This window comes from Micromonospora sp. ATLC20 (assembly GCF_057196585.1).
Genome location: NZ_JBXUOV010000014.1, coordinates 34,287 through 57,272, shown reverse-complemented (window position 1 = coordinate 57,272; position 22,986 = coordinate 34,287). Strand labels below are relative to the sequence as shown.

At 71.4% G+C, this 22,986-nt stretch carries 19 protein-coding genes, 1 pseudogene and 1 riboswitch; of the genes and pseudogenes, 12 read left to right on the top strand and 8 right to left on the bottom strand.

Going from position 1 to position 22,986, the window contains the following annotated elements:
• The first annotated feature begins 241 nt into the window (after nucleotides 1-241).
• The gene (locus tag AC2CHG_RS05665) at nucleotides 242-1,945 is read left to right on the top strand and encodes a tetratricopeptide repeat protein (protein WP_484524294.1); all 1,704 of its coding nucleotides are present in this window, start codon (nucleotides 242-244) and stop codon (nucleotides 1,943-1,945) included.
• 65 nt (nucleotides 1,946-2,010) lie between these two features.
• Here AC2CHG_RS05665 and AC2CHG_RS05660 read toward each other — a convergent pair whose 3' ends face one another.
• On the bottom strand, nucleotides 2,011-2,451 hold the full coding sequence (locus tag AC2CHG_RS05660; RefSeq protein ID WP_262015074.1) for a hypothetical protein: 441 nt from the start codon (nucleotides 2,449-2,451) through the stop codon (nucleotides 2,011-2,013).
• Nucleotides 2,452-2,617: 166 nt separating this feature from the next.
• On the opposite strand from AC2CHG_RS05660, the gene AC2CHG_RS05655 reads away from it, so the two are divergent.
• From AC2CHG_RS05655 to AC2CHG_RS05645, 3 genes are all read left to right on the top strand, one after another.
• Nucleotides 2,618-4,210, top strand: a complete 1,593-nt coding sequence (locus AC2CHG_RS05655; protein ID WP_484524293.1) for a beta-1,3-glucanase family protein — start codon at nucleotides 2,618-2,620, stop codon at nucleotides 4,208-4,210.
• Nucleotides 4,211-4,414: 204 nt separating this feature from the next.
• Nucleotides 4,415-4,633: riboswitch (cobalamin riboswitch) on the top strand.
• A gap of 116 nt (nucleotides 4,634-4,749) precedes the next feature.
• Nucleotides 4,750-6,999, top strand: a complete 2,250-nt coding sequence (metE, locus tag AC2CHG_RS05650; RefSeq protein ID WP_357209757.1) for a 5-methyltetrahydropteroyltriglutamate--homocysteine S-methyltransferase — start codon at nucleotides 4,750-4,752, stop codon at nucleotides 6,997-6,999.
• Between the two features lie 121 nt (nucleotides 7,000-7,120).
• Nucleotides 7,121-8,755 carry a cellulose binding domain-containing protein gene (locus tag AC2CHG_RS05645; RefSeq protein ID WP_262015071.1) on the top strand — a complete coding sequence of 545 codons (1,635 nt, stop codon included), beginning with the start codon at nucleotides 7,121-7,123 and terminating at the stop codon, nucleotides 8,753-8,755.
• A 28-nt stretch (nucleotides 8,756-8,783) separates the two neighbouring features.
• Here the strand turns inward: AC2CHG_RS05645 and AC2CHG_RS05640 are convergent, their stop codons facing one another.
• Nucleotides 8,784-10,058, bottom strand: coding sequence for an RICIN domain-containing protein (locus AC2CHG_RS05640; RefSeq protein WP_484524292.1), 1,275 nt, complete (start codon nucleotides 10,056-10,058; stop codon nucleotides 8,784-8,786).
• A gap of 83 nt (nucleotides 10,059-10,141) precedes the next feature.
• Between AC2CHG_RS05640 and AC2CHG_RS05635 the strand changes: the two genes are divergently transcribed.
• The 8 genes and pseudogenes from AC2CHG_RS05635 (at nucleotide 10,142) to AC2CHG_RS05600 (ending at nucleotide 15,028) form a co-directional block, all read left to right on the top strand.
• Entirely contained in the window at nucleotides 10,142-10,291 is a 150-nt protein-coding gene (locus AC2CHG_RS05635) for a hypothetical protein (protein WP_262015069.1), read from the top strand.
• Between the two features lie 358 nt (nucleotides 10,292-10,649).
• Entirely contained in the window at nucleotides 10,650-11,672 is a 1,023-nt protein-coding gene (locus AC2CHG_RS05630) for a sigma-70 family RNA polymerase sigma factor (RefSeq protein ID WP_410054945.1), read from the top strand.
• 39 nt (nucleotides 11,673-11,711) lie between these two features.
• Nucleotides 11,712-12,563, top strand: coding sequence for an SgcJ/EcaC family oxidoreductase (locus AC2CHG_RS05625; RefSeq protein WP_355511401.1), 852 nt, complete (start codon nucleotides 11,712-11,714; stop codon nucleotides 12,561-12,563).
• Between the two features lie 109 nt (nucleotides 12,564-12,672).
• Nucleotides 12,673-13,833, top strand: coding sequence for an alkaline phosphatase PhoX (locus AC2CHG_RS05620; RefSeq protein ID WP_484524291.1), 1,161 nt, complete (start codon nucleotides 12,673-12,675; stop codon nucleotides 13,831-13,833).
• A 208-nt stretch (nucleotides 13,834-14,041) separates the two neighbouring features.
• Nucleotides 14,042-14,272 (top strand): hypothetical protein, encoded by a 231-nt coding sequence (locus tag AC2CHG_RS05615; RefSeq protein ID WP_484524290.1) that lies wholly within the window; start codon nucleotides 14,042-14,044, stop codon nucleotides 14,270-14,272.
• Between the two features lie 63 nt (nucleotides 14,273-14,335).
• Nucleotides 14,336-14,506 carry a hypothetical protein gene (locus AC2CHG_RS05610; protein ID WP_484524289.1) on the top strand — a complete coding sequence of 57 codons (171 nt, stop codon included), beginning with the start codon at nucleotides 14,336-14,338 and terminating at the stop codon, nucleotides 14,504-14,506.
• 40 nt (nucleotides 14,507-14,546) lie between these two features.
• Nucleotides 14,547-14,714, top strand: a pseudogene (locus tag AC2CHG_RS05605) (hypothetical protein); the annotation flags it as partial.
• 125 nt (nucleotides 14,715-14,839) lie between these two features.
• Nucleotides 14,840-15,028 (top strand): hypothetical protein, encoded by a 189-nt coding sequence (locus AC2CHG_RS05600; protein WP_484524298.1) that lies wholly within the window; start codon nucleotides 14,840-14,842, stop codon nucleotides 15,026-15,028.
• 12 nt (nucleotides 15,029-15,040) lie between these two features.
• On the opposite strand, the gene AC2CHG_RS05595 is transcribed toward AC2CHG_RS05600, so the two are convergent.
• From AC2CHG_RS05595 to AC2CHG_RS05570, 6 genes are read right to left on the bottom strand one after another with little or no spacing between them, the layout of a single operon-like run.
• A complete protein-coding gene (locus AC2CHG_RS05595) occupies nucleotides 15,041-17,164 on the bottom strand; it encodes an alpha-glucuronidase (RefSeq protein ID WP_484524288.1) in 2,124 nt (707 codons plus the stop codon).
• The gene (locus tag AC2CHG_RS05590; RefSeq protein ID WP_484524287.1) at nucleotides 17,161-17,850 is read right to left on the bottom strand and encodes a hypothetical protein; all 690 of its coding nucleotides are present in this window, start codon (nucleotides 17,848-17,850) and stop codon (nucleotides 17,161-17,163) included. The genes AC2CHG_RS05595 and AC2CHG_RS05590 overlap by 4 nt, the downstream gene beginning before the upstream one ends.
• Nucleotides 17,847-19,370: a GH39 family glycosyl hydrolase gene (locus AC2CHG_RS05585; RefSeq protein ID WP_484524286.1), complete on the bottom strand. Its 1,524-nt coding sequence runs from the start codon at nucleotides 19,368-19,370 to the stop codon at nucleotides 17,847-17,849. Before AC2CHG_RS05585 ends, AC2CHG_RS05590 begins: the two co-directional genes overlap by 4 nt.
• A gap of 6 nt (nucleotides 19,371-19,376) precedes the next feature.
• Nucleotides 19,377-21,020: an ABC transporter substrate-binding protein gene (locus tag AC2CHG_RS05580; protein WP_355510782.1), complete on the bottom strand. Its 1,644-nt coding sequence runs from the start codon at nucleotides 21,018-21,020 to the stop codon at nucleotides 19,377-19,379.
• Between the two features lie 38 nt (nucleotides 21,021-21,058).
• Nucleotides 21,059-22,000: a carbohydrate ABC transporter permease gene (locus AC2CHG_RS05575; protein ID WP_262015061.1), complete on the bottom strand. Its 942-nt coding sequence runs from the start codon at nucleotides 21,998-22,000 to the stop codon at nucleotides 21,059-21,061.
• The gene (locus AC2CHG_RS05570; protein ID WP_262015060.1) at nucleotides 21,994-22,923 is read right to left on the bottom strand and encodes an ABC transporter permease; all 930 of its coding nucleotides are present in this window, start codon (nucleotides 22,921-22,923) and stop codon (nucleotides 21,994-21,996) included. The genes AC2CHG_RS05575 and AC2CHG_RS05570 overlap by 7 nt, the downstream gene beginning before the upstream one ends.
• Nucleotides 22,924-22,986 lie beyond the last annotated feature (63 nt).

Here is a 22,986-nt window from a genome sequence, read left to right as displayed (position 1 = left end):
GCGCAGGCTTCGCCGGCCGCGAATCGCGAGAACCCTTCTTATTCCCATCGACCGGCATTACGCTCTGGGCCAGCCCTGAGGTGCATCACATCGGAGGTTCCTATGAGGACGATGACCATCCGTCGCACGACTGCACTCCGTCTGGTGTCCGGCGCACGCCGGCTGTGGATCGAGTGGTGCTGGTAACTGCCGGCCCGGCGGGCGCTCCCGGGCGCCCGCCCCTGCGGCGCCGGGCCCTGCGGTGACGGACGGCGCGGAGCGCTACGACTGCCACCGCGAGCACGGACCGTACGCCGGGGTCTCGGCCTTCCTCGGTCGCGTCGCCGCCGACCGGCCCCGCCTGGCGGCCCGGCACGCGGTCGAACTGCACGCGATCGTTCCCCGGCTCGATCCGGCGGCCCGGCCGGCCGCCGAGGAGGAGCCGATCCGCTTCCACCCGGCCCGTCGTACCGCCTGTCTGGCCTACGGCGCGGCGGAGCTGGTGGCAGCCTGGGCCGGCACGCTCCGGCGGCCCGTGACCGTCCGGTTCGATCACGTCGCCAGCGCCGACGAGACGACGGCCGAACTGCTGGGCGCGCTGGCCCGCCGGCTCGGGCCTTCCCCGGTGCGCCTCGACCTGCGCGACGACGGTGCCCCCGACCCGGCGCCCGACGAGCGCACCCCGCAGGCGTTGCGGCGGGCCCTGGGCGACAGCCTGGCCAGCGGCTACTACCACCACGCGGCCCGGGTCGCCCGGCGCGGGCGGGCGGCGGTCACCCCCGACGGCGACCTGCGGCACTGGTGGGCGTTCACCACCGGCCTGGCCACCGCCCTGGCGGCCCTGAACCGGGCCGCCGAGGCGCTCGACCTCTACGACGAGGCGCGGGCCGCCACCGACGATCCGAAGATCACGATGTCGGCGGCGTACGCCACCGCCATGCTGCACGCCCGGCACCTGCCGGCGGCCGACCAGGACCCGGCGCTGGCCCGGCAGTGGCTGGAGCGGGCGCTGTACCTCGCCACCGAGCTGGCCGACCCACGCCAGCGGCTGTTGTCGACGGTCTTCTACGAGCAGGGCCTGGCGCTGCTGGACAGCCGGGCGGGCCGGCCCGACCGGGCGCTGCGGCTCGTGGACGACGGGCTGGCCCGGCTGACGGCCGCGCTCGGTCCCGGTGAACGCCCGCAGGACCTGGCCCGGCTGCGCCACAACCGGGCGCAGGTGTACCTCGCGCTGGGCGACCCGGCGCGGGCGCTGGCCGACCTGGACACCGTGATCGCCCACGACCCCGGCAACTGCGAGTACTACGTGGACCGCGCCGCCCTTTACCGGGCGGCGGGCCGGACCCGAGCCGCGATCAGGGACTACGACGCCGCCATCCGGCTGGGACCGCACCTGCCCGAGGCGTACTACAACCGGGCCGCGCTCCAGCAGGAGCGGGGCCGCCCCGAGCGGGCGCGCGCCGACCTGGAGCGGGTGCTCGCCATCGAACCGGGGCACCTCGACGCCCGGATCGCCCTGGTCAACCTGCACGTGGAGCGCGGCGCGCTGGACGCCGCCGAGGCGGGCGCGCGGGCCGGGCTGGCCGGCGCTCCGCAGGAGCCCGCGCTGCTGTGCACCCTGGGCCTGGTCCTCGCCGAGCGTGGCCGGGCCGCCGAGGCCGACGAACTGCTCACCCGGGCCCTGAGCGGTGACCCCGAGCTGGTGGAGGCGTGGACGAATCGGGCCGCCGCCCGGTTCGAGCGCGGCGACGTGGCCGCCGCGCTCGCCGACCTGGACCGGGCGGTGGCGCTGTCGGAGGCTCCCGTGCCGCGCTACAACCGGGGTACGGCCCTGGCCCGGCTGGGCCGGTGGGACGAGGCGGCCCGCGACTTCGCCCGGGCGCTCGCCCAGCCCGGCCTGGACCGGGCCCTACGGCGGGATCTGCGGGCGGAACTCGCCCGGTGCCGCCGGGCGCTGGCCGTCTGACCCGGCCCGGCCGGGGAGCCGGCGCTCGTCGTGCGCCGGCCCCGGTCCGGGGAAGGGGAGTGGGCTCAGCAGCCCTGGCGGCGGCTGTAGATCTGGTGGCGCTGACCGGCCCATCCGATGTAGCCGACCGCCTCGACGCAGTAGTTCGCCGTGCCGGTGACGGCGACCGGGCCGGCGTAATAGCTGAAGTCACCGGAATTGGTGTCCGCGCCGCCCGACCGGGTGCAGTGCGCGCCCTCGCCCGACCGCTCCGCGCAGCGGTAGATCTGCACGAAGGTCGGCGCCGACTTCCCGTACGCCGCGCCGCGGTGGTAGAAGCAGGCGCTGTTGGTGCCGCCGTTGCTGCTGTTGTAGTAGATCACCAGTTCACCGAGCCCGGACGACTGCACCTGGCTGTAGGTGATGGTCCCCGAGCAGGAGCCGGCCGCGTGGGCGGCGGGGGCGCCGACAGTCAGGCCGGCCGCGACGGTCACCAGCGCGGTCAGCGCCGAAAGCATGCGTCTCATGAACTACCCAATCCACAGTCGACTGTTCCGGAGTGGATCTTAATCAACCGGTGACCTTCACGGTGGCCCCAATCCATAGGCAACCACCTATTGACAAACAATATTAACAATTGGACCCTGCCGAGAGAGCGCTCTCCCGTCCCCCTGTCTCCAGCGAGGTGTCGCCATGCGTCTCCGAAGAAGGCTGCTCGCCGCCGCGTCCGCCCTGCTCGCCGGGCTCACCGGCGCCGTCGTCGCCACGCCCGCCCAGGCGGTCGGACCGGCGTTGCTACCGGTCACCGTCACCAACACCACCGGCCGCAGCGACCCGGTCTACCTCTACGTCATCGGCGTCCAGCTGTCCTCCGGCCGGCTCGGCTACGTCACCTCCGGCGGTGCCTTCGTGCCGTGGACCGGCGGGCAGATCCCGCCGTCACCCGCGCCGGACGTCTCCATACCGGGCCCCGGCAACGGCGGCAGCACCACGATCCAGTTCCCCCGCGGCTTCTCCGGCCGGGCCTACTTCTCCCTCGGGCAGAAGCTGACGTTCTTCCTCACCCCGGACGGACTGGTGCAGCCCGCGCCCTGGGCGGCCGGTGACGCGAACCGCGACATCCTGTTCGACTGGAGCGAGTTCACCTACAACGACTCCGGGCTGTGGCTCAACAGCTCCCAGGTCGACATGTTCGCCATCCCGCACGCGGTCACCGTGACCGGCGCCAACGGCGTCACCAAGCGCACCGGCGACGTGGTGGCCAACGGACGCAACGCGGTCATCGACGGGATCCGGGCGCAGCCGGGCTGGGCCGGCACCGTCCACACCCGCTCCGACGGGACCGTGCTGCGCGTCCTGGCTCCGGGCAAGGCGGCCGGGGCCGGTCTGCTCAGCACCACGTACCTGGACTCGTACATCGCGTCCGCGTGGAACGCGTACACCACGAAGACCCTGACCGTGGCGCCCTTCGCCGACCAGCCGGCCATCCGGTACTACGGCCGTACCTCGGGCAACACCATGACCTTCACCAACGGCAGCGGCCAGGTCGTCGCCTCCTTCAACCGGCCCTCCTCGGCCAGCGTCTGGGGCTGCGACGGCGACCTGCCCGCGCCGAACGACCAGGTGGTCGGCCCGATCTCGCGTACGCTCTGCGCCGCCCTCAACCGCGGCACACTCGGCACCATCGACACCCAGCCCAGCACGAACGCCGCCGACTTCTACCGCAGCAACCCCACCAACCAGTACGCCCGACTGATCCACGCCAACATGACCGACGGCCGGGCGTACGCGTTCGCCTTCGACGACGTCGGCGGATTCGAGTCGCTGGTGCACGACGGCGACCCCCGTTCGGCCGGACTGATCCTCAGCCCGTTCACCGGCGGTGGCGGCGGCACCCCGGCCACCGGGGTGCCAGTGGTCAGCAACTGGAACAACAAGTGCATCGACGTGCCGAGCTCCAACTTCGTCGACCGCGCGCCGCTGCAGATGTGGAACTGCAACAACACCAACGCGCAGAAGTGGACGTTCAGCGGCACGGCGCTCAAGAGCCAGAACAACAAGTGCATGGACATCGACGCCGGGTCCACCGCGAACGGGGCGACGGTGCAGCTCTACACCTGCAACGGCACCGGCGCGCAGCAGTTCACCCTGAACGCGGCCGGAGACCTGGTCAACCTCCAGGCTGGCAAGTGCGTCGACATCAAGGACTGGAACGGCAACGACGGCGCGAGGCTCCAGCTCTGGGACTGCGGGGGCACGGCCAACCAGAAGTGGCGCAAGGGCTGACCGGCCCTGCGACGGGGGCGGGGGCCGACCGCGAGTCGCTCCCGCCACCCGCCAGCGCGACGGACGACGCGCGTCAAGCACCGGGCGAGCCGGCGGAGGCCGTTGTCCCAACGGGACGCCGGCCTCCGCGACCGGGCTTGGGCCCCGCGACGGCTCGCCGTCCCGCAGGACGGACGCGCCGACCACGTCGGCTCACCGCCCCATACGATAGACAACGGTGCTGGTTCGCCGCGCCCGTGACGGGTATGGCGTCGTAAGAGGGAACCCGGTGTGAGTCCGGGACTGCCCCGCAGCGGTGAGTGGGAACGACAGCCGTCATCGAAGCACTGGACCGTGAGGTCTGGGAAGCGACGGCCAGTAGGTGACCGGGTGGATCCGGTCGCGCCCGCGAGTCCGAAGACCTGCCCGCACCGCGCGCACCGTCCGGTGTGCGCCGCCGACGGTCGCTCGGGACGGCCGGTGCGGAAGCCGGTACGCCGCCTGTACCCCTTCCCTCCCCGCCCCGATCGGCCTCGTGTGCTTCGAGGGAAGGGATCTCCATGAGTACCGCATTCGGTCAGAGCACCGTGCTGGGCTATCCGCGTATCGGGGGCAACCGGCAACTCAAGAAGGCCGTCGAGGCCTACTGGGCGGGCCGGATCGACGCCGAGGAGTTGGCGGCGACCTCTGCCGCGCTACGGGCGAAGGTCTGGCGGACGCTGCGCGACGCGCGCCTGGACGCGATCCCGTCCAACACGTTCTCCTACTATGACCACGTGCTGGACACGGCCGTCGCCGTCGGCGCGATCCCGCACCGGTTCGCCCGTCTCGGCCTCGGCGATCTCGGCACCTACTTCGCCATGGCCCGGGGCGTCGATGCCGAGCCGGCGCTCGAACTGACGAAGTGGTTCGACACCAACTACCACTATCTGGTTCCCGAGATCGGCTCCGACACCGCCTTCGCGGCGAATCCCGACAAGGCGCTGCGCGAGTACCGTGAGGCCCGCGAGCTGGGAATCGACAGCCGGCCGGTGCTGGTCGGGCCGGCCACATTCCTGCTGCTGGCCAAGCCCACCGAGGCGCGCGGCGAACCGTTCGACCGGTTGACCGACCTGGTCGACGTGTACGCCGACATCCTGCGATCCCTCGCCGCGGCGGGCGTGCGATGGGTGCAGCTGGATGAACCCGCCTACGTCGCCGACCGGAGCGCCGCCGAGATCGACGCGCTGCGGGAGGCGTACACCCGGCTCGGCGCGGTGGAACAGCGGCCGGCGATCTTCGTCGCCACCTATTTCGGCGAGCTCGGTGACGCGCTGCCCGCCCTGCTCGACACGCCGGTCGAAGCGGTCGGCGTGGATCTGGTGGCCGGGCCCGGCAACCTGCGGCGGCTGGCCGGTGCGGGACCGCTGCGCGGCAAGACGATCGTGGCCGGCCTCGTCGACGGCCGCAACGTCTGGCGTACCGACCTGCGCGCCGCCGTGGCGGCTGGTGCCGCCGTCACCGCCCTCGCCGACCACGTCGCCGTGTCCACCTCGTGCTCGCTGCTGCACGTGCCGGAGGACCTGTCCGCCGAGGCCGCTCTCGACCCGGCGTTGGTTCAGCGGCTCGCCTTCGCCCGGCAGAAGGTCGATGAGGTCGTTCGGCTCGGCCGCGCGCTGCGCAACGGCACCACGTCCCTGCCCGAGCCGCTGCCGCCCACCCCCGCCGCATGGCGCGACGACACCGTACGCGGCCGGCTCGCCGCACTGCGCGCCACAGATCGGCAGCGCGGCGCGTACCCGGAGCGAGCGGCGGCACAGCAGGCCCGGCTGAATCTGCCGCCCTTGCCGACCACGACCATCGGATCGTTCCCGCAGACCGACGAGCTGCGCCGCGCGCGTGCCGAGCATCGAGCCGGCCGCCTCGACGACACCGCCTACACCCGGCGTATGCGCGCCGAGGTCGAGCACGTCGTCCGGCTTCAGGAGCGGCTGGGTCTGGACGTGCTCGTGCACGGCGAGCCGGAACGAAACGACATGGTCCAGTACTTCGGCGAGCAGCTGGACGGGTTCGCCGCCACCGAACACGGCTGGGTCCAGTCCTACGGCTCCCGATACGTGCGTCCGCCCGTCATCTACGGCGACGTGGCACGCAGGGCGCCGATGACCGTCAACTGGTCCACCTACGCGCAGTCGCTGACCGACCGGCCGGTCAAGGGCATGCTCACCGGCCCGGTCACGATCCTGGCCTGGTCGTTCGTCCGCAGCGACCAGCCACTGGCAGACACCGCGGACCAGGTCGCGCTCGCGCTGCGCGACGAGTGCCGTGATCTCGAGGCAGCCGGTGTCCGGGTCATCCAGGTCGACGAGCCGGCGCTGCGTGAGACGCTGCCACTGCGCAGGGCGGACCAGAAGGCGTACCTGGACTGGGCAGTCGGGGCGTTCCGCCTGGCCACCTGCGGAGTCGCCGACGACACCCAGATCCACACCCACCTGTGCTACTCGGAGTTCGGGGAGGTGATCACGTCCATCGACGCCCTCGACGCCGACGTCACAAGCATCGAGGCATCCCGCTCCCGGATGGAGGTCCTCGACGACCTCGCCGCGATCGGATACCGCCGGGGTGTGGGGCCCGGCGTCTGGGACATCCACTCACCCCGGGTGCCGTCCCACGACGAGGTCGTCGGCGCGCTGCGCCGGGCCGTGGCCGCGGTGCCGGCCGAGCGGCTGTGGGTGAACCCCGACTGCGGCCTCAAGACGCGCGGCTATCCCGAGGTCGAGGCGTCCCTCCAGCACCTGGTCGCCGCCGCGGTCGAGCTGCGCGGACGCTGAGTCGGCGGGCCGGGCGGAACGCCGCGCCGTTCCGCCCGGCCCGGACCCGGTTCAGCCCTTGACAGACCGTGCCCCGAGCGCCGAGGCTGCATGAAGTGATGTGTGTCGATGTGCGGGGGGCATGATGCGACGCAGGATCTTCGCGCTGGCTACAGCCGCCGCGGTCGTCGTCGGCGGGGCCACGACGATGGTGCTGCGGCCGGCCTACGCCGCGACGGCATGCACGGTGGACTACACGATCACCCGGGAGTGGTCCAGCGGCTTCTGGGCCGAGCTCACCGTCACCAACCTGGGCTCTCCCGTCACCGACTGGTGGCTGCGGTTCCGGCAGGCGGGCGGTCAAACGATCACCATGGGCCTCGATCGGCTGCCGGACGGATACACGCTCGGCAGTGGCGAGATGTACCCGATGACCACGCTCCGTCCGCCGGCAGGCTCCACGCTGCCGACCGGCGCCTCGGTGACTGTGCGGTTCGGCGGCAACTACCAGGGTGCCGACCCCGAACCGACCGACTGGGTGTTGAACGGCCAGTCGTGCGACGCGGACGTCGCCGACCCGACCGGCTCGTCGCCGCCGCCGGCCTCGGGGAGCCCGCGGCCCAGCCCACTGCCTGGCGGGCCGTCGGTGGCGCTCACCTCGCCCCTGCCCAACGACTTCTTCGCCGCGCCGGGCGTCATCCCGATCCGTGCGGAGGCCGCGGCGGCGCCCGGCCGGCGAATCGAGCGGGTCGAGTTCCGCGAGCGCGGCACGCTGCTCGCCGTGGACACCACCGCGCCGTACGCGTTCGACTGGCGTGGCGTGCCGCCGAACAGCGGCACCCGGCTCACCGCCACCGCCTACGACAGCAGCGGCGCCCAGGCCACCGCCGAGGTCCGCGGCATCCGGGTACTCCCGCCGCAGGCACCCGGCGCCGCACCCGCGCTGAAGGCGTTCGGCAACCGCATCCTCACCGTCACCGCGGATCCGAGGCCGTACCGGCCACGCGGAATCATCCGGTCGGCCGCGCCCGGCGAGTGCGCATGGGGACCGATCCGCTGGGACGGCCCGGTCGACGACGCGTCAGTGGGCGCGCTGCGGGCCCGCGGCGTCAACGCGGTGCGGGTCGTGCTGAGCGACGCCTGCTACGTCTACACCGGCAGCCCCACGGACAGGCAGAACCGGGTCGGCTACCTCGACGAGGCGGCCCGGTACGTCGACCGGCTCGTCCGGGCCGGCATCACACCCGTCGTGTCGCTGCGCCAGAGCGACATCCTCGTCACCCGCTCCTTCTGGAACGCGGCGGCGGAGGTGTTCGGCGACGACAACGCGGTGGTCTTCGACGCCTCGCCGTACGACTTCCCGGCGGCCGGCGGAACCGACCCCGCGGCGGTCTGGACCTGCTGGCGCGACGGCGGCCCCGCGTGCCTGGGCACCGGCCTGCCGGCCTTCGGCGTGCAGGAGCAGATCCGCCTGCTTCGCGTCCACGGCTCGTTCAACCTGGTCCTCGCCGCCGGGATCGACGGCGGCAACGACCTGCGGCGGTGGCTGGAATACCGCCCGGCCGACCCGGACGGCCGCAGCGTGGCCGCCGCCTGGCGCGTCGACGACCGCTCGGCCTGCGCCACGCCGGCCTGCTGGCAGTCCACCCTGCTCCCGGTCGCCGCCCAGGTACCGCTGATCGCCACCGACGTCAGCGCCGGCCCGGGAGCGCCGACGTTCGTGCCGCGGACGGTCACCTGGCTCGATCGGCACGGCATCGGCCACCTGCGCCGGTGACCGGCCTCATCGGCAGTCGGTGAGCTGGTCAGACCGTCGTACGCGACCACTGCTGGTTGGCGCCGGTGTTGCACGTGTACTGCTTGAGGACCACACCGTCAGCTGTCGATGCGGCCGGTACGTCCACGCACTTGCCGCTGTGCCGTGCCCGGAGCTGGAAGTAGCTGCCGCCTGTGACCATCTGGAACTGCTGGTTGGTGCCGCTGCCACAGGTGTACTGGATCAGTTCGGCGCCGTCGGCGGTGGACGCGCTCACCACGTCGAGGCACTTCCCGCTGTTGCGGGAGATGAGTCGCCAGTAGCCGCTGCCGGCGTCCTGGAACTGCCACTGCTGCCACGCATTGCCGTTGTACGTGTACTGGCCGACGCGCGCGCCGTTGTCGGTGTTCGGTTGCTGGACGTCCATGGCCTTGCCGCTGTGTCGCACGGTGATCCGGTAGAACGTGCCAGTCGGCGGGGGCGTCGTGGGGCCACCCCCGATGGTGTCGCCCCACGCGTACCGGATCTGGTCGGCGCCGGAGTTGTTGCGGACGGTCAGGTTGAGGTCGGTGCCGCTACCGCTGAGCGAGTACATCGAGTACCAGTCGTAGCCGATGGTGCCGGGCTTGCCGCCGAGCGCGGGCCAGTAGGTGCCGCCCATCCGGTTGTCGCGCATGACCTGGGCCATGGCGCGGATGTGGCGCACGAAGTTGTCGGTGCTGTTCGCGTCGGCGTAGTTGCGGCCGTCGTTCATGGGGGCGCCGAACTCGGTGGCGACCGCCCGCGACGCGCAGTTGCCGAGGCGGGTCTGGATGTGGCTCCGGAAGGCGTCGTAGGTCATCTCGCCGTAGAAGAAGGCGTAGTGGTGGAACGACAGCAGCGTCGAGGCGAACCGTGTGTCGTTGCAGATGTCCCGCAGGTCCTGACTGAACCCGGTGCCCCCGATCAGCACCCGGCTGGGCACCGCCGAGTAGTGGTAGCTGAGCCAGTCGGCCGCGACGTTGCGCCACTCCGTCGAGCTGTAACCGTGGGGCTCGTTCATCGGCTCGAAGTAGACGTTGGGGTTCGAGCCGTACGTGTTTGTCACAGTGGACCACATCGTGTTCCACGCGGCGAGGTTCGTGATCCTGCCGCCGGAGGCGGCACCGTCCTCCCAGTAGGCGAGGATGACCTTGAACCCGCGGGCGGTGGCGGCGTCGATGGCGCCTCGGTAGGCCTCCCACCACGCCGTCCCTACCGTGTGGGTGTTGATGGGCAGCCGGACGGTGTTGACCCCCATGGTGGAGGCCATGTCGTCATAGAGGGCGTTGGCCTTGACCCGCACCGTCGCGTTGCTGTCGGAGGAGCTCAGGCCCCTGCACGACGAGGGGACCGGTGCTGAAGTTGTCACCCAGCACGGCCCAGTTCATGCCTCGGAACTGGTTCGTGGCGGCGATGGCCGGCGACGAGATGACGACGCCGCCGGCCATTGCCGTCGTCGCGGCCACCAGCGCGATCAGCAGCCGGCGAAACGACCGGGCGCTCCGCGACCACCTGGTCCGCGTCAAGAAGTGGTGAGTCACCGATCTGGCCTCTCTGGGTTCGGACATCAGGCTGATCGTTAGCGCTAACATCGCTGAATCGCACTCAAGCCAGGACTTCGCGGTCTTGGCGTCGTCGACGTTGCAATCCGGGCAGCTCCGGCGCGTAATGGTGAGGCGGGCGGATGTGCTCTGGTTGTGACGTGCGTGTTGCGGACAAGTGTTAGCGGTCTCATCTGGAGAGTCAAGGCATCGACCAAGGTCGTTCAATCGGGCACCGGCCCACCGGCCTCCGCCGGGGGCAGAGAACAGGCACGCAGGACGGTGCCCGGCACTAGATTGAGGCGGTGAGCCGGGGCGAACCATCGGTGGAGGCCGGTCCGTCGGGCGAGGACCTGACGGCAACGCTGCTGGCTGCGGCGCGTGCGGGCGACGGCGCGGCCTTCAGTCGTCTGGTCGCGCCGCTGCGGGACGAGCTGCGTGCGCACTGCTACCGGATGCTCGGTTCCTTCCACGACGCGGAGGACGCGGTCCAGGACACCATGGACCGGGCGTGGCGGGCTGTCGACCGGTTCGAGGGGCATTCGATCCGGCCATGGCTCTACCGGATCGCCACCAACCGGGCGCTGTCTCTCCTCCACTCGCGCGGGCGGCGTGAACTGCCCACCGATTTCACCGCCCAGGGCGTGCCCCGGGCCGAGGTGAGCTGGCTCGAACCGTACCCGGACCGCCTCGCGGCCCCGTCCGTTCAGCCGGACCCGGAGGCCCACGTGATCGCGAGGGAGGCCATGGAACTCGCGTTCGTCGCCGCGTTGCAGCATCTGCCACCGCGACAACGTGCCGTTCTGCTGCTGCGCGACGTTCTCGGGTACTCCGCCGAGGAGACCGCCGCGATGCTGGTCTCCACCGTCGCCGCGGTCAACAGCGCGATGCAGCGCGCCCGCCGGATCGTCGCCGGGCTGACGCCGCCGGACAGTCAGCAGCGGATCCTCGCCGACCTGGGCGACGCGGGGCAGCGGGAGGTGGCCAGGCGGTACGCCGAGGCGTGGGAGTCCGGCGACGTCGAGACGATCGTGGCGATGCTGACGGAGGACGCGCGGTACTCGATGCCGCCGCTGACCATCTGGTACGAGGGCCATGCGCAGATCCGCGGTTTCCTGGCTGAGGTGACCGCGGGGCGAAGGTGGCGGTTCCGGCCGGCGAGCGCCAACGGGCAGCTCGCTTTCGGGACGTACCTGTGGGACGACTCGGCTGCCGCCTACCTGCCGGCGGGGCTGGACCTGCTCGTGCTGCGGGGGCGCCGGGTGGCCGAGGTCGTCTCGTTCCTCGACGCGCGCCTGCCCGCCTTCGACCTGCCGGATCGGCTGCCGGAAAGTTCGCGCGGACGCGATGAGTTCGCGGTCCGGTCGGGGTTGTAGTCCTGACGGGTTTCACCAGCCACGAAGGGCAGAGCCGACATGCCGAGCAACGAAGAACAGATCCGCGCCCTGGTCGAGCGCTGGGCCGCCGCGGTTCACGACGGGAACCTCGCCGGCGTCCTGGCCGACCATGCCGAGGACCTGGTGATGTTCGACGTGCCGCCGCCGTACGAGGGCGTACGCGGGCTGGACGCCTACCGGGAGATCTGGCCGCCCTTCTTCAGGTGGCAGGCACAGGGCGCGTCGTTCGAGGTCGAGTCGCTGGACGTCGTCGCAGGCGAGGACGTGGCCTTCGCGTACGCGCTCGTGCGCTGCGGCACGGCGGCCGACTTCGCCGCACGTCCGGCGAACCGCCTGCGGGTGACGTTCGGCCTGCGGAGGCGGGAGGGCCGGTGGGTCGTCACCCACGAACACCACTCCTTCCCGCTCGCCGATCCCGCCGCCGAGGCGGCTCCGGACGCGGCCGTCGCCGAGGCGGAGGTACGCGGGCTCCACCGGCGCTGGTTCGACGGCACCGCGGCCAAGGATCTCGATGCCCTGATGGAGGCCGTCGCCGACGACGTGGTCTCGTACGAGCACGACCAGCCGCTGCGACACGTCGGCGTGAACGCGGTCCGCGAGATCTGCGCGGCGGGCCTGGCGGCGTCGGGTGACGGATCAGTCGCCTGGGACGTGCCCGACCTGACGATCGTGGTCGACGGCGACCTCGCCGTCGCGTGGGGCCTCAACCACGTCTCGGTACGCCCGAACGGTGGTCCGTCGATCGAGAGCTGGTCCCGGGGCACCCGGGTCTTCCAGCGACGCGACGGGGCCTGGCTGATGACACACCAGCACCTCTCCTACCCGTACGACCCCTCGACCGGGACGGCGCGGACGGATCTGCGCCCGTAGCGGCGCGAGCACGACGTCGCACACCGAGTCGTCCATCGACGTTCATCCAACAGATCGGCGCGCGTAAGCTCCGCACGGTCGGATCTGGGGAACCTACCGAGGAGGTTCCATGGATCGTCGAACGATGTTGCGGGCCACTGTTGTCGGTGCGGGCGCTGTCGCCCTGCCGTTCACGGCATGGTCGGCCGCGTACGGAGCCCCGGCGCAGAACGCGGCGGGCCCCTACGGTGGGCTCCAGCCCGCCGACGCCAACGGCATCCAGTTGCCGGCCGGCTTCACCAGCTCGATCGTCGCGCGATCCCGTCGGACGGTGCCGGGGACGTCGTACACCTGGCACGACGCTCCGGACGGTGGCGCCGTGTTCCCGAACGGCACCGGCTGGATCTACGTGTCGAACTCGGAGGTGTCAGCCGGGGCGGGCGGCGGTGCCTCACGCCTCGTCTTCGACTCCAGCGGTGCCGTGATCGGGGCGTCGCGGATCCTCGCCGGCACCGACAACAACTGCGCCGGCGGGAAGACACCGTGGAACACCTGGCTCTCCTGCGAGGAGGTGTCCCTGGGCCGGGTCTTCGAGACGTACCCTCTCGGCGGGACCGCCGTGGCGCGTCCCGCGATGGGCCGGTTCAAGCACGAGGCGGCCGCGGCCGACCCGGTCCGCCGGGTCGTCTACCTGACCGAGGACGAGACCGACGGCAAGTTCTACCGGTTCGTGCCGACCAGCTGGGGCGACCTGTCCGCCGGAACCCTCCAGGTCTTCCGCGCCGGTACGGCGACCTCCGGCACGTTCACCTGGGCCACGGTGCCCGACCCGGACGGCTCGCCCACCCCGACCCGGCGGCAGGTGTCCGGCGCGAAGACGTTCAACGGCGGCGAGGGCTGTCACTACGCGGACGACACCGTCTGGTTCACCACGAAGGGCGACAACCGCGTCTGGCAGGTCAACCTGGCTGCCGGCACGTACGAACTCGCCTACGACGACAACCTGGTCAGCCCCGGCACCGCTCCGCTGACCGGGGTCGACAACATCACCGGGTCCACTGCAGGTGACCTGTACGTCGCCGAGGACGGCGGGAACATGGAGATCTGCATGATCACGCCCGACGACAAGATCTCGGTGTTCCTGCGGATCACCGGGCAGAGCGGTTCGGAGATCACCGGGCCGGCGTTCACCCCGGCGGGGGACCGGCTGTACTTCTCCTCGCAGCGCGGCACGACCGGCTCGTCGTCCGGCGGCATCACCTACTGCGTCACCGGGCCGTTCCGCCGATGACCGGCTCCCGGCCGCGGCCGGCCACCACGGGGCCGGCGTACGGCTGGGCCGGCGCTCCGGTCAGCGCCCCGCGCCACCGGCGGCCGAGGTCGGACGAGCCGTTCTTTCCTCTGTCCTACGGGACAGCCGCGCCGGCCGACGTCCCGGGGACCTCGTCCTTCTGGGGGAGCGGCACCGTGTCCGCCGGCTGTGGCGAGGTCATGATCCAATGAAGCACATGATTCTCCAGCGCATCGCGGCCGGTCTCCTGTTGCTGATCGGGCTGCTGGCGATGGCGGCCACCCACACCTTCCCGTTCCTCGACGATCTCTCCGAACTGGCCGAGACGGCGGTCGCGATCGGGGGCGCGGCGTGCCTGCTGGTAGGGGTCTGGCTGTGGTGGCGCAAGCCGGCGGACCGGTCGTCCGCGCCCTCGGCCGGCGATGCTGAGAGCCCGTGACTGCTGAACGCCGGCGAGCGCGCTCGGCGGGCGGTCCCGGCTCAGGCGTCGGATACTGAGCCGATGACCAACCCCGACCTCGATCCCGAGCTGTACCCGCCGATCGACCCCCGTGAGGACGTGCCGGACGACCCCGGCGAACTCCTCCCGGACACGCCCGGCGAACTGCCCGAGCCGCCGGTCGAGCCGATGCCCGACGACGGGGAGCCCGGGGGCGTACCCGAACCGGCCTGACCGGCCGGCGCCGGGGCACCCGGGAGATCGACGATTATGGATAATTCTGTGGTGGCCGGCGCGCCGACCGCAGCGGAGACCGGATGAGAATCGTCGGCTGCTGATCGGGCGCGGCCCGGCCCGGATCGAGGACACCTGGCAGTACCTCTACCAGGGGTCGTACTGGCGGCGCGGGCCGGTCACGATGAGCGCCGTCGCCGCCGTGGACACCGCGCTGTGGGACATCAAGGGCAAGGTCGCCGGGCTGCCGGTCTACCAGCTGCTCGGCGGCCGGTCCCGCGAGGGCGTGACAGTGTACGGACACGCGAACGGCGAGACGGTCGACGAGGTTACATGCGGCACACCGAGCAGACGGACGAGGTGTTCCCGCACGGCTACCACTACGACGGCGGGTACCTGCATCCGGCCGAGACTCCGGGGCTCGGGGTGGACATCGACGAGCAGGCCGCGGCCCGCTACCCGTACGCGCCGGCCTACCTGCCGGTGAACCGGCTGGCGGACGGCACCGTGCACCCCTGGTGAGCGCTCGCCGGTTCAGTGGATGCGGCGACCGTGCGCGTCCGGCACCCCGGACTTGCGGAAGAAGTAGGTGTTGATCTGGTCCCGCCACTCCACGGCGCAGCGGAACTGTTCGTCGAGGCGCTCGGCCACCCGGTCGTGGACGGCCGGGTCGACCGCCCCGGCGAGGAGCCGCCACCGTTCCCGCATCGCCGACACCTCCTCGACCCCGGCGAAGTGCGTGTCGTAGATGTGCTGGATCACGGTACGGCCACTGTGCAGCACGTGCCGGTAGGGAACGTGATGGAAGAACAGCAGCAGCTCGTCGGGGCAGCGCTCGCGTGACTCGTACACCTCCGACCACGGCGGCGGGTACTGGCCGGTGAAGCCGGTCCCGGTCGCCCGGGTCCGGTCCACCCCGACGCCGTCGCGGTCGGCGAAGTGGTAGGTGCCCCACGCGGTGTACTCGTAGCCGTCCACGTCCGGGCCGTAGTGGTGGCCGGGCCGCACCATGAAGCCGACGCCGAGCGGGGCGGTGTAGCGCTCGTAGGTGCGCCAGGAATCGTCCATGATCGCGTGCATCGTCCGCCGTACCGCTTCCGGGTCGCCGGTGGTGACCGGCAGCCAGGTCAGGTCGATCCACTCGTCGAGGATCGCGCCGGGATCCAGCAGCGGGTCCCAGGCGAGCCGGCCGAAGGCGTACAGGTTCGCCTGGGCCAGCGGGTGCCCGGTCCAGAACGGGTCGTCGCCCACGTTGGACACGGCGACCAGGCCGCCTCCGGTGCCCGCCGGGCCGGCCGCGACGTCGGCGATCGTGCCGCCGGGCTCGCCCCGGGGCCGGAACCGCAGCACCTCGCTCCACCACGGTGCGAGGTAGCAGACGTGCCGCTGCTGGCCGGTGTACTCCTGCGTCGCCTGCACCTCCACCGCCAGCCGGGTCGCAGGCATCGCGGCGAGCACCGGGGACACCGGTTCGCGTGTCTGGAAGTCGATCGGGCCGAACTTCACCTGGAGGATCACGTTGTCGGCGAACCGTCCGTCCAGCGGCGCGAAGTGGTCGTGGGCGGCTCGGGCCCGATCGGTCGACCGGTCCCGCCAGTCCTGGTGGTGGTCGTAGACGAACGCCCGCCAGCGCACCACGCCGCCGTGCGGGGCGAGCGCCTCGGCGAGCAGGTTCGCGCCGTCGGCGTGGTCGCGCCCGTACGCGAACGGGCCGGGCCGGCCCTCGGAGTCGGCCTTCACCAGATAGCCGCCGAAGTCGGGGATCCGCCGGTAGACCTGCCGGGTGACGGCGGCCCACCAGGCCCGTACCCGCTCGTCCAGCGGATCGGCGGTGGGCAGGCCGCCGAGGACCACCGGGGCGGCGAAGGTCACCGCCAGATGCACCCGGATGCCGTACGGGCGCAGCACCCCGGCGATCTCCGCGATGTCGCCGAGCCGGTCGGTCAGCAGTAGTGCCTCGGTGTCGTGCACGTTGACGTTGTTCACGCAGATCGCGTTGACGCCGCAGGCGGCGAGCAGGCGGGCGTAGTCGCGGAGCCGGGCGGTCTCCCGCCGGACGGCGCCGTCGCGCCAGAACAGGGAGCCACCGGCGTAGCCCCGCTCGACCTGGCCCGACACCGGGTGTACGGCCACGTTGTCCCAGTGGTCGAGCATCCGCCGGTCCAGTGCCGGCCGGTGCCGCCGCGCCGGAAGGTCGTCGTCGAAGGCCGCCGCGCCGAGCCGGACCACGTGGAACATCCCGTACAGCAGGCCGGCCGGCGCGTCGGCCAGGACCACTGTCACGCCGTCCACCCGCGTCAGCAGGTACCCCTCGTCGCCGAGGGAGCCGTCACCGGTGCCGTTCACCGCCGGTGTCGCGCCGAGCCGGGCCGTCTCGGCTGCCGCGTTCGGCACCGGGCCGGCCCCGCGCAGGGCCAGCACCAGGTCGGCGTCGACCTGCCACGGTGGACCGTGCCAGAGCCGTCCGCCGTACCGGCCGCAGGCCCGGCTCACCTCGTCGAGGACGGTGTCGACCAGGGGCCCGTCGCCGTGCACCAGCACCCCGCGGGAGCCGAGTTCGCGGAACGCCACGGGCGGGAGCCAGGCGGCGTGCCAGGCGGCGTGCCAGGCGGACTCGCCGGCGTCCGCGGACGCCCGGCCGGTGACCGGAACGCTCATGCGGTGAACTCCGCCCGGATCTCGTCGATCATGGGGTTGCCGATCCGCAGCAGTGCCAGCACCAGGAGCGCGGCGAGCAGGGCGAGTACCGCCTCGGAGAACACCGCGGTGACGCCGGCGGCGGCGGCCAGCAGCGCGACGTTGCCGACTGTGACGCCGGGCTTGCGCGCCACGTAGTAGAGGGCGAGCCGGAGCACGTCGCGGGTGCGGAAGGTGAACAGCGAGACGATCACCAGCGCGTTGACCCCGACCAGGATCACCCCCGCCCCGACCACGACGAGCGGCACGGCCCACCAGCCGGGGACGGCGGCGGCGGGCAGGTTCGCCAGGTTGACAGCGATGACGGCCAGCCACAGCAGCGTCGGCGCCCAGACGCGCAGCACGCCCGGCAGGTTGGCCCGGTAGGCCCGGCGGAACGCGGCGGCGGGACGGAGATCGGTCAGGTCGGGGCGCTGGTGCCGCAGCGTGTGCAGCGCGGCCGAGACGGCCGGACCGACCGGCAGCGCGGCGGCGGCGACCAGCGGGAGGTTGCTGCTGTCGCGGTCGAGCAGCACGAGCACGGCCAGGCCGGGCAGGACGCTCACCAGGAGCAGCAGTTCCACCACGAGCAGGGTGTGGACCCTCGCGGCGGCCCGCGACAACGGCCCGTCGCCGAACTCCCCCAGCCCGCCGGTCGCGCCGGTCACCGTCGGTCCCCGGGCGGGTCGAGCAACCTGTCGTCCCACCACGGCGGGGTCTCGTCCACCACCGGCGTCAGTTCGGCGAGGGTCACCTCGTGCCGGGTGAGGACGAGGTCGAGGTCGGCCCGCCCGGCCGCGACCGGCAGGGCGCGATGGGTACGGGCCGGCTCGGCGGCCTCCCGCAACGCGTCGAGCTGCCGGGGCCGTGGCGAGTGCGGGCTGCCCATCTCCCGCCAGGCCGCCCAGACGTTGCCGGCGTCCTCGCCCACCGACGAGCGGAGCAGGAACGCCGACACGGTGCCCGGCGGGCCGATCGGAACCGACAGCGACAGGGTGTGCCGCTCGGGTGCCGGTTCCCGGCCGGTGACGTCGACAGGGGCCCAGGCCAGCACCGCGACCCGGCCGTCGGAGTGCCGGGTGACGAGGTGGTCCGGTCCGCGTGCGAGCACCTCGTCGCCGAGCCGGGCCATGAACGCGTACAGGTGGTAGGTGGGTTTCTTGATCTGCCGGTGGGTGAGCAGGCCGAAGCCGCCGTGCAGCGGCGCGGTCGGCACCCCCTCCTCCTCGAACACGTCGCTGAAGGTCCAGTAGGAGAAGGAGTCGACCAGGTCCCCGCCGCCGGCCAGCACCGGGGCGAGGTAGGCGGCGTGGAAGGCCGTGTCGTGGATCGGGTTGTCCGGCCGGTAGGAGGAGTTGAACTCGGTGATGTGCACCGGGAGGTCGGCCAGCGCGGTGCCGGCCAGGTGCCGGCGGGGCGCGGCGAACTGTTCCAGCAGGTCCGCGGCCGGGGCGAGGGTCTGCCGGGTGCCGAACGGCAGGTGCCGGGCCGGGCCGGAGGTGTAGGCGTGCCGGCTGACGAAGTCGACAGGCACGTCACGGTCGGTGACGAACTCGGCGAACGGCTTCAGCCACTCGTCGGCGCCGGGGGAGAGGGCCGGGCCGCCGACCTGCAGCGCCGCGTCGACGTCCTTGACGGCGTGCGCCGACACCTCGTACAGGCGGTGGTAGGCGTCCTGGTCGGCGCCGGACCAGAACGCCGTCAGGTTGGGCTCGTTCCACACCTCGACGGGCCAGCCGCGCACCTCGTCGAGGCCGTACCTGTCGACCAGGTGGGCCACCGTGGCGCGGACCAGGTCACCCCATTCGGTGTACGACCGGGGAGGTGTCACGTTGCCCCGCCACCAGAACACCGTCTGGTCGCCGGAGGCGAGTGCCGAGGGCATGAACCCCAGCTCCACGAAGGGCCGGATGCCCATCGCGAGGTAGGCGTCGACGACCTGGTCGACGTAGGTGAAGGCGTGCCGCACCCGGCGTTCGCCCTGGTAGTCGTAGGGGCGGTGCACGCCGACGCCGTCGCTGAGCAGCCCGTGCCCGCGGATGTGCCGGAAGCCGATGTCCCGCTGCACCAGCGCCAGCGAGTCCTGATAGTCGCGTCGCAGGGCCAGGTCGAACCGGCCGGTGCCCACGCAGGTACGCCAGGCGTCGGTCAGCCGGCCGACGGGCCGCTCGGGGACGGTGCCGCGCATCGCCGGTCAGCCGTGGCTCTTGCGGTACCGCTCGTACGCCTTGTTGACCAGGTCGATGTAGGCCTGCGCGTTCTTGCCCTTCAGCTCCGAGACGTAGGCGTCCCACTCGCTCAGCGGCCGCTGGCCGAGGGCGAACTTCAGCGTGTTCTGCGTGACGTGGTCCTTCAGCGCGGTCGCCCACAGCGTCGTCTGCTCGCGCTCCTCGTCGCTGAGCGGCGCGGGCGGCGGAGTCACCCAGGGCGCGGCCTTGCGGGCGTTCATCTCCTTCTGGAACTCCAGTTCCTCGGGTGAGAAGAACGACTGCACCAGGTCGAGCTTGCCGCCGTAGGCGAAGACGCCGTTGTAGAAGCCGAAGTCCTTCTGCAGATGCTTGCTGCCCTTGGGGTTGAGCCCGATGACGTTGACGTCCGGGGCGAGGCTGCGCTTGCCCGAGGCGTCCTTGGTGTACGTGGTGCCCTCGACGCCCCACTTGGCGAACTCCTGGCCGGCGTCGGAGTACCAGAGCCAGTCGACGAACTGCATCATGGCCACGAAGTTCTTGCCGTCGCGGGCCTTGCTGGAGATCATCACGCCGTTCTCCAGCCGGCTCGCCGCGTTGACCGGGCCGGCCGGCCCGATCGGGAAGAGGATCTTGCCGAGCCGGGCGTTCGGGTTGATCTTCGCGATGTCCGGGCGGTAGTCGTTCACCAGGGTCTGCGCGTTCGAGCTGATCACGAAGGACTTGCCGCTGGCGAGCTTCTGCCGGGCCTGGTCGTCGGTCTGGGTGAACGTCTCCGGGTCGAGCAATCCCTCGGCGACCAGCTTGTGGAGATACTCCACCACCTGCCGGTAGCCGTCCGAGGCGCCGGTGAAGACGTACTTCCCGGCACCGGCGTCCCAGCTCGTCGGCTGGTAGTTCCAGCCGGCGCCCGGCAGGCCGTGCGCCAGGGCCAGCATGTTCAGCAGGTTGCCGGCCGGGTTGGGCTTGCCGAACCGGTCGGAGAACGGGATGACGTCCGGGTGGGCCGCCTTCATCGCCTTGAGCATGGCGTACACCTCGTCCCAGGTGGTCGGGGACGGGATCTTCAACTGCTCCAGCACGTCGGTGCGGACCGCGAGGGTGTAGTCCTGCCAGGGCTTCTCGTGCAGTCCGGGCAGCAGGTAGAACTTGCCGTCCTCCTGCCGGAGCGTGTCCATCTCCGGCTGGAGCTTCCACCGCTCGATCTTGTCCTTGAAGTTCGGCATCAGGTCGAGGTAGTCGCTGACCGGCAGGATGGCGCCGGAGGAGACGTACGAGTTCTCCTGCGGGTGGTAGGTCTTCGGGATGATCATCGGGGCGTCGCCGGAGCCGACCAGCACGCTGCGCTTCTGCTCGTAGTCGCTCAGCGGCACGGCGACCGGGTCCAGCTTGACGTTCGTCCGCCCGGCCAGCTCGGTCCAGAACAGCCACTCCGGCTTGAGCGGGTAGTTCGGGTGGTTGTTGTAGAGGATCGAGAACGTGACCGGCTCGGTGGCCTTGAACTGGTCACCGATGCCGTACTTCTCCATCGCGCCCGCACGGTTGCGGTCGAGGTCCTTCTTGTCCGGGGTGTCGTCGCCGCAACCCGCCAGGGCGACGACGGCGGCCGCGCCGCTGGCGAGCAGTACCTGGCGCCGGGACAGCTGGGCCATGGATTCTTCCTTCCGGTGGTGGGGTGTGGTGCGGGCGGCTATCCCTTCACGGCGCCGAGCATGATCCCGGAGACGAAGTACCGCTGGATGAAGGGATAGACCGCGAGGATCGGCAGGATCGTCAGCACGATGGTCACGGACTGGATGGTGGCGGCGGACTGGACGACGTCGCCCGCGCTGCCGAGGCCGCCGCCGGTCTGCGTGGCGTCCGTCGCGCCCGCGATGAGGTTGCGCAGATAGACGGTCACCGGGAGCAGGTCCTGGCGGTCCATGTAGAGGAACGCGGCGAACCAGGAGTTCCAGAACGAGACGGCGTAGAACAGCACCATCGTGGCGACCATCGCCTTCGACAGAGGCAGGACGATCCGCAGCAGCGTGCCGTACGTGTTCAGCCCGTCGACGGCGGCGGCCTCCTCCAGCTCGACCGGCAGGCTCTCGAAGAACGCCTTCATCACCAGCAGGTTGAACACGTTTATGGCGTTGGGCAGGGCGATCGCCCACACGGTGTTCTTCAGCCCGAGGCTGGTGACCAGGACGTAGTTGGGGATCAGGCCGCCGGTGAAGAACATGGTGAACACGGCGATCCCGACCAGCGCGGTCCGGCCCCGCAGGTGCCGCTTCGACAGGACGTACGCGTAGCAGGTGGTCAGCACGACGGAGATGAGCGTGGCGACCACGGTGTAGAAGACGGTGTTGCGGTAGCTGATCCAGAACGTCGGGTCCGACGTCACCACGCGGTACGCGGTGAGGTTGAACCCCCGCGGCACGAGGTTCACCTCGCCCGCGACGATGTACGCGTTGTCGCTGAGCGAGCGGGCCACGATGGTGAGGAACGGATACAGGGTCACCACCACGACGCCGGTCAGCACGACGGCGTTGACGACCTGGAAGACGCGGTAGCCCCGGGTGGGCCGGGGGCCACGCGGCCGGGCCACCGGTTCCCGGGTGCGGGCCGGGGTGCGGGCCTGCGTGCTCACCATAGGCTCGTCCCCACCGTGCGCCTGGAGATCGCGTTCGCCGACAGCACCAGCGTCAGCCCGATCACGGACTCGAACAGGCCGATCGCGGCGGCGTAGCTGAGGTTCCCGGAGACGATGCCCACCCGGTACAGGTAGGTCGAGATCACGTCCGCCGTCGGGTAGGTGAGCGGGTTGTACAGCAGCAGGATCTTCTCGAAGCCGACTGCCATGAAGGTGCCGATGTTGAGGATCAGCAGGGTGACCATCGTCGGCCGGATCCCCGGCAGCGTGACGTGCCAGGTCTGCCGCCACCGGTTGGCGCCGTCGATGCGGGCCGCCTCGTACAGGTCACCGTCGACCGTGGTGAGCGCGGCGAGGTAGAGGATGGTGCCCCAGCCGACGGTCTGCCAGACCTCGGAGGAGACGTAGATCGTCCGGAACCATCCGGCCTGCTGCATGAACGGGATCGGCTCACCGCCCACGGCGCGCACCATCTGGTTCACCGTGCCGTCCACCGACAGCAACTGGAGGACCATGGCGGCCACGATCACGATCGACAGGAAGTGCGGCAGGTAGGACACCGACTGGACGAACCGCTTGAGGGCGCGGTTGCGCACCTCGTTGAGCAGCAGCGCCAGCACGATCGGCAGCGGGAAGCAGAACAGCAGGGTCAGCGCGCCCAGCACGAGCGTGTTGGTGAACACGCTCCAGAAGGTCGGGTCGGTGAAGAACAGCCGGAAGTACCGCAGGCCGGTCCAGTACTCGCCGAAGATGCTGCCGCCCGGCTGGAAGCGCCGGAACGCGATCACGTTGCCGAGCATCGGCAGGTAGCGGAACGTCAGGAAGAACAGCAGCGGCAGGACGGCGAGCGAGTAGAGCTGCCAGTCCCGGCGCAGGGCCCGCCGCCAGGGCGTACGACGACTGCGCGGGATCGGGGCTGCCAAACTCGTCCTCCCGCCTGACCGTCGGCTGGAACTTTCCGGTAATACGTCGTAAGCCTTTCGGAA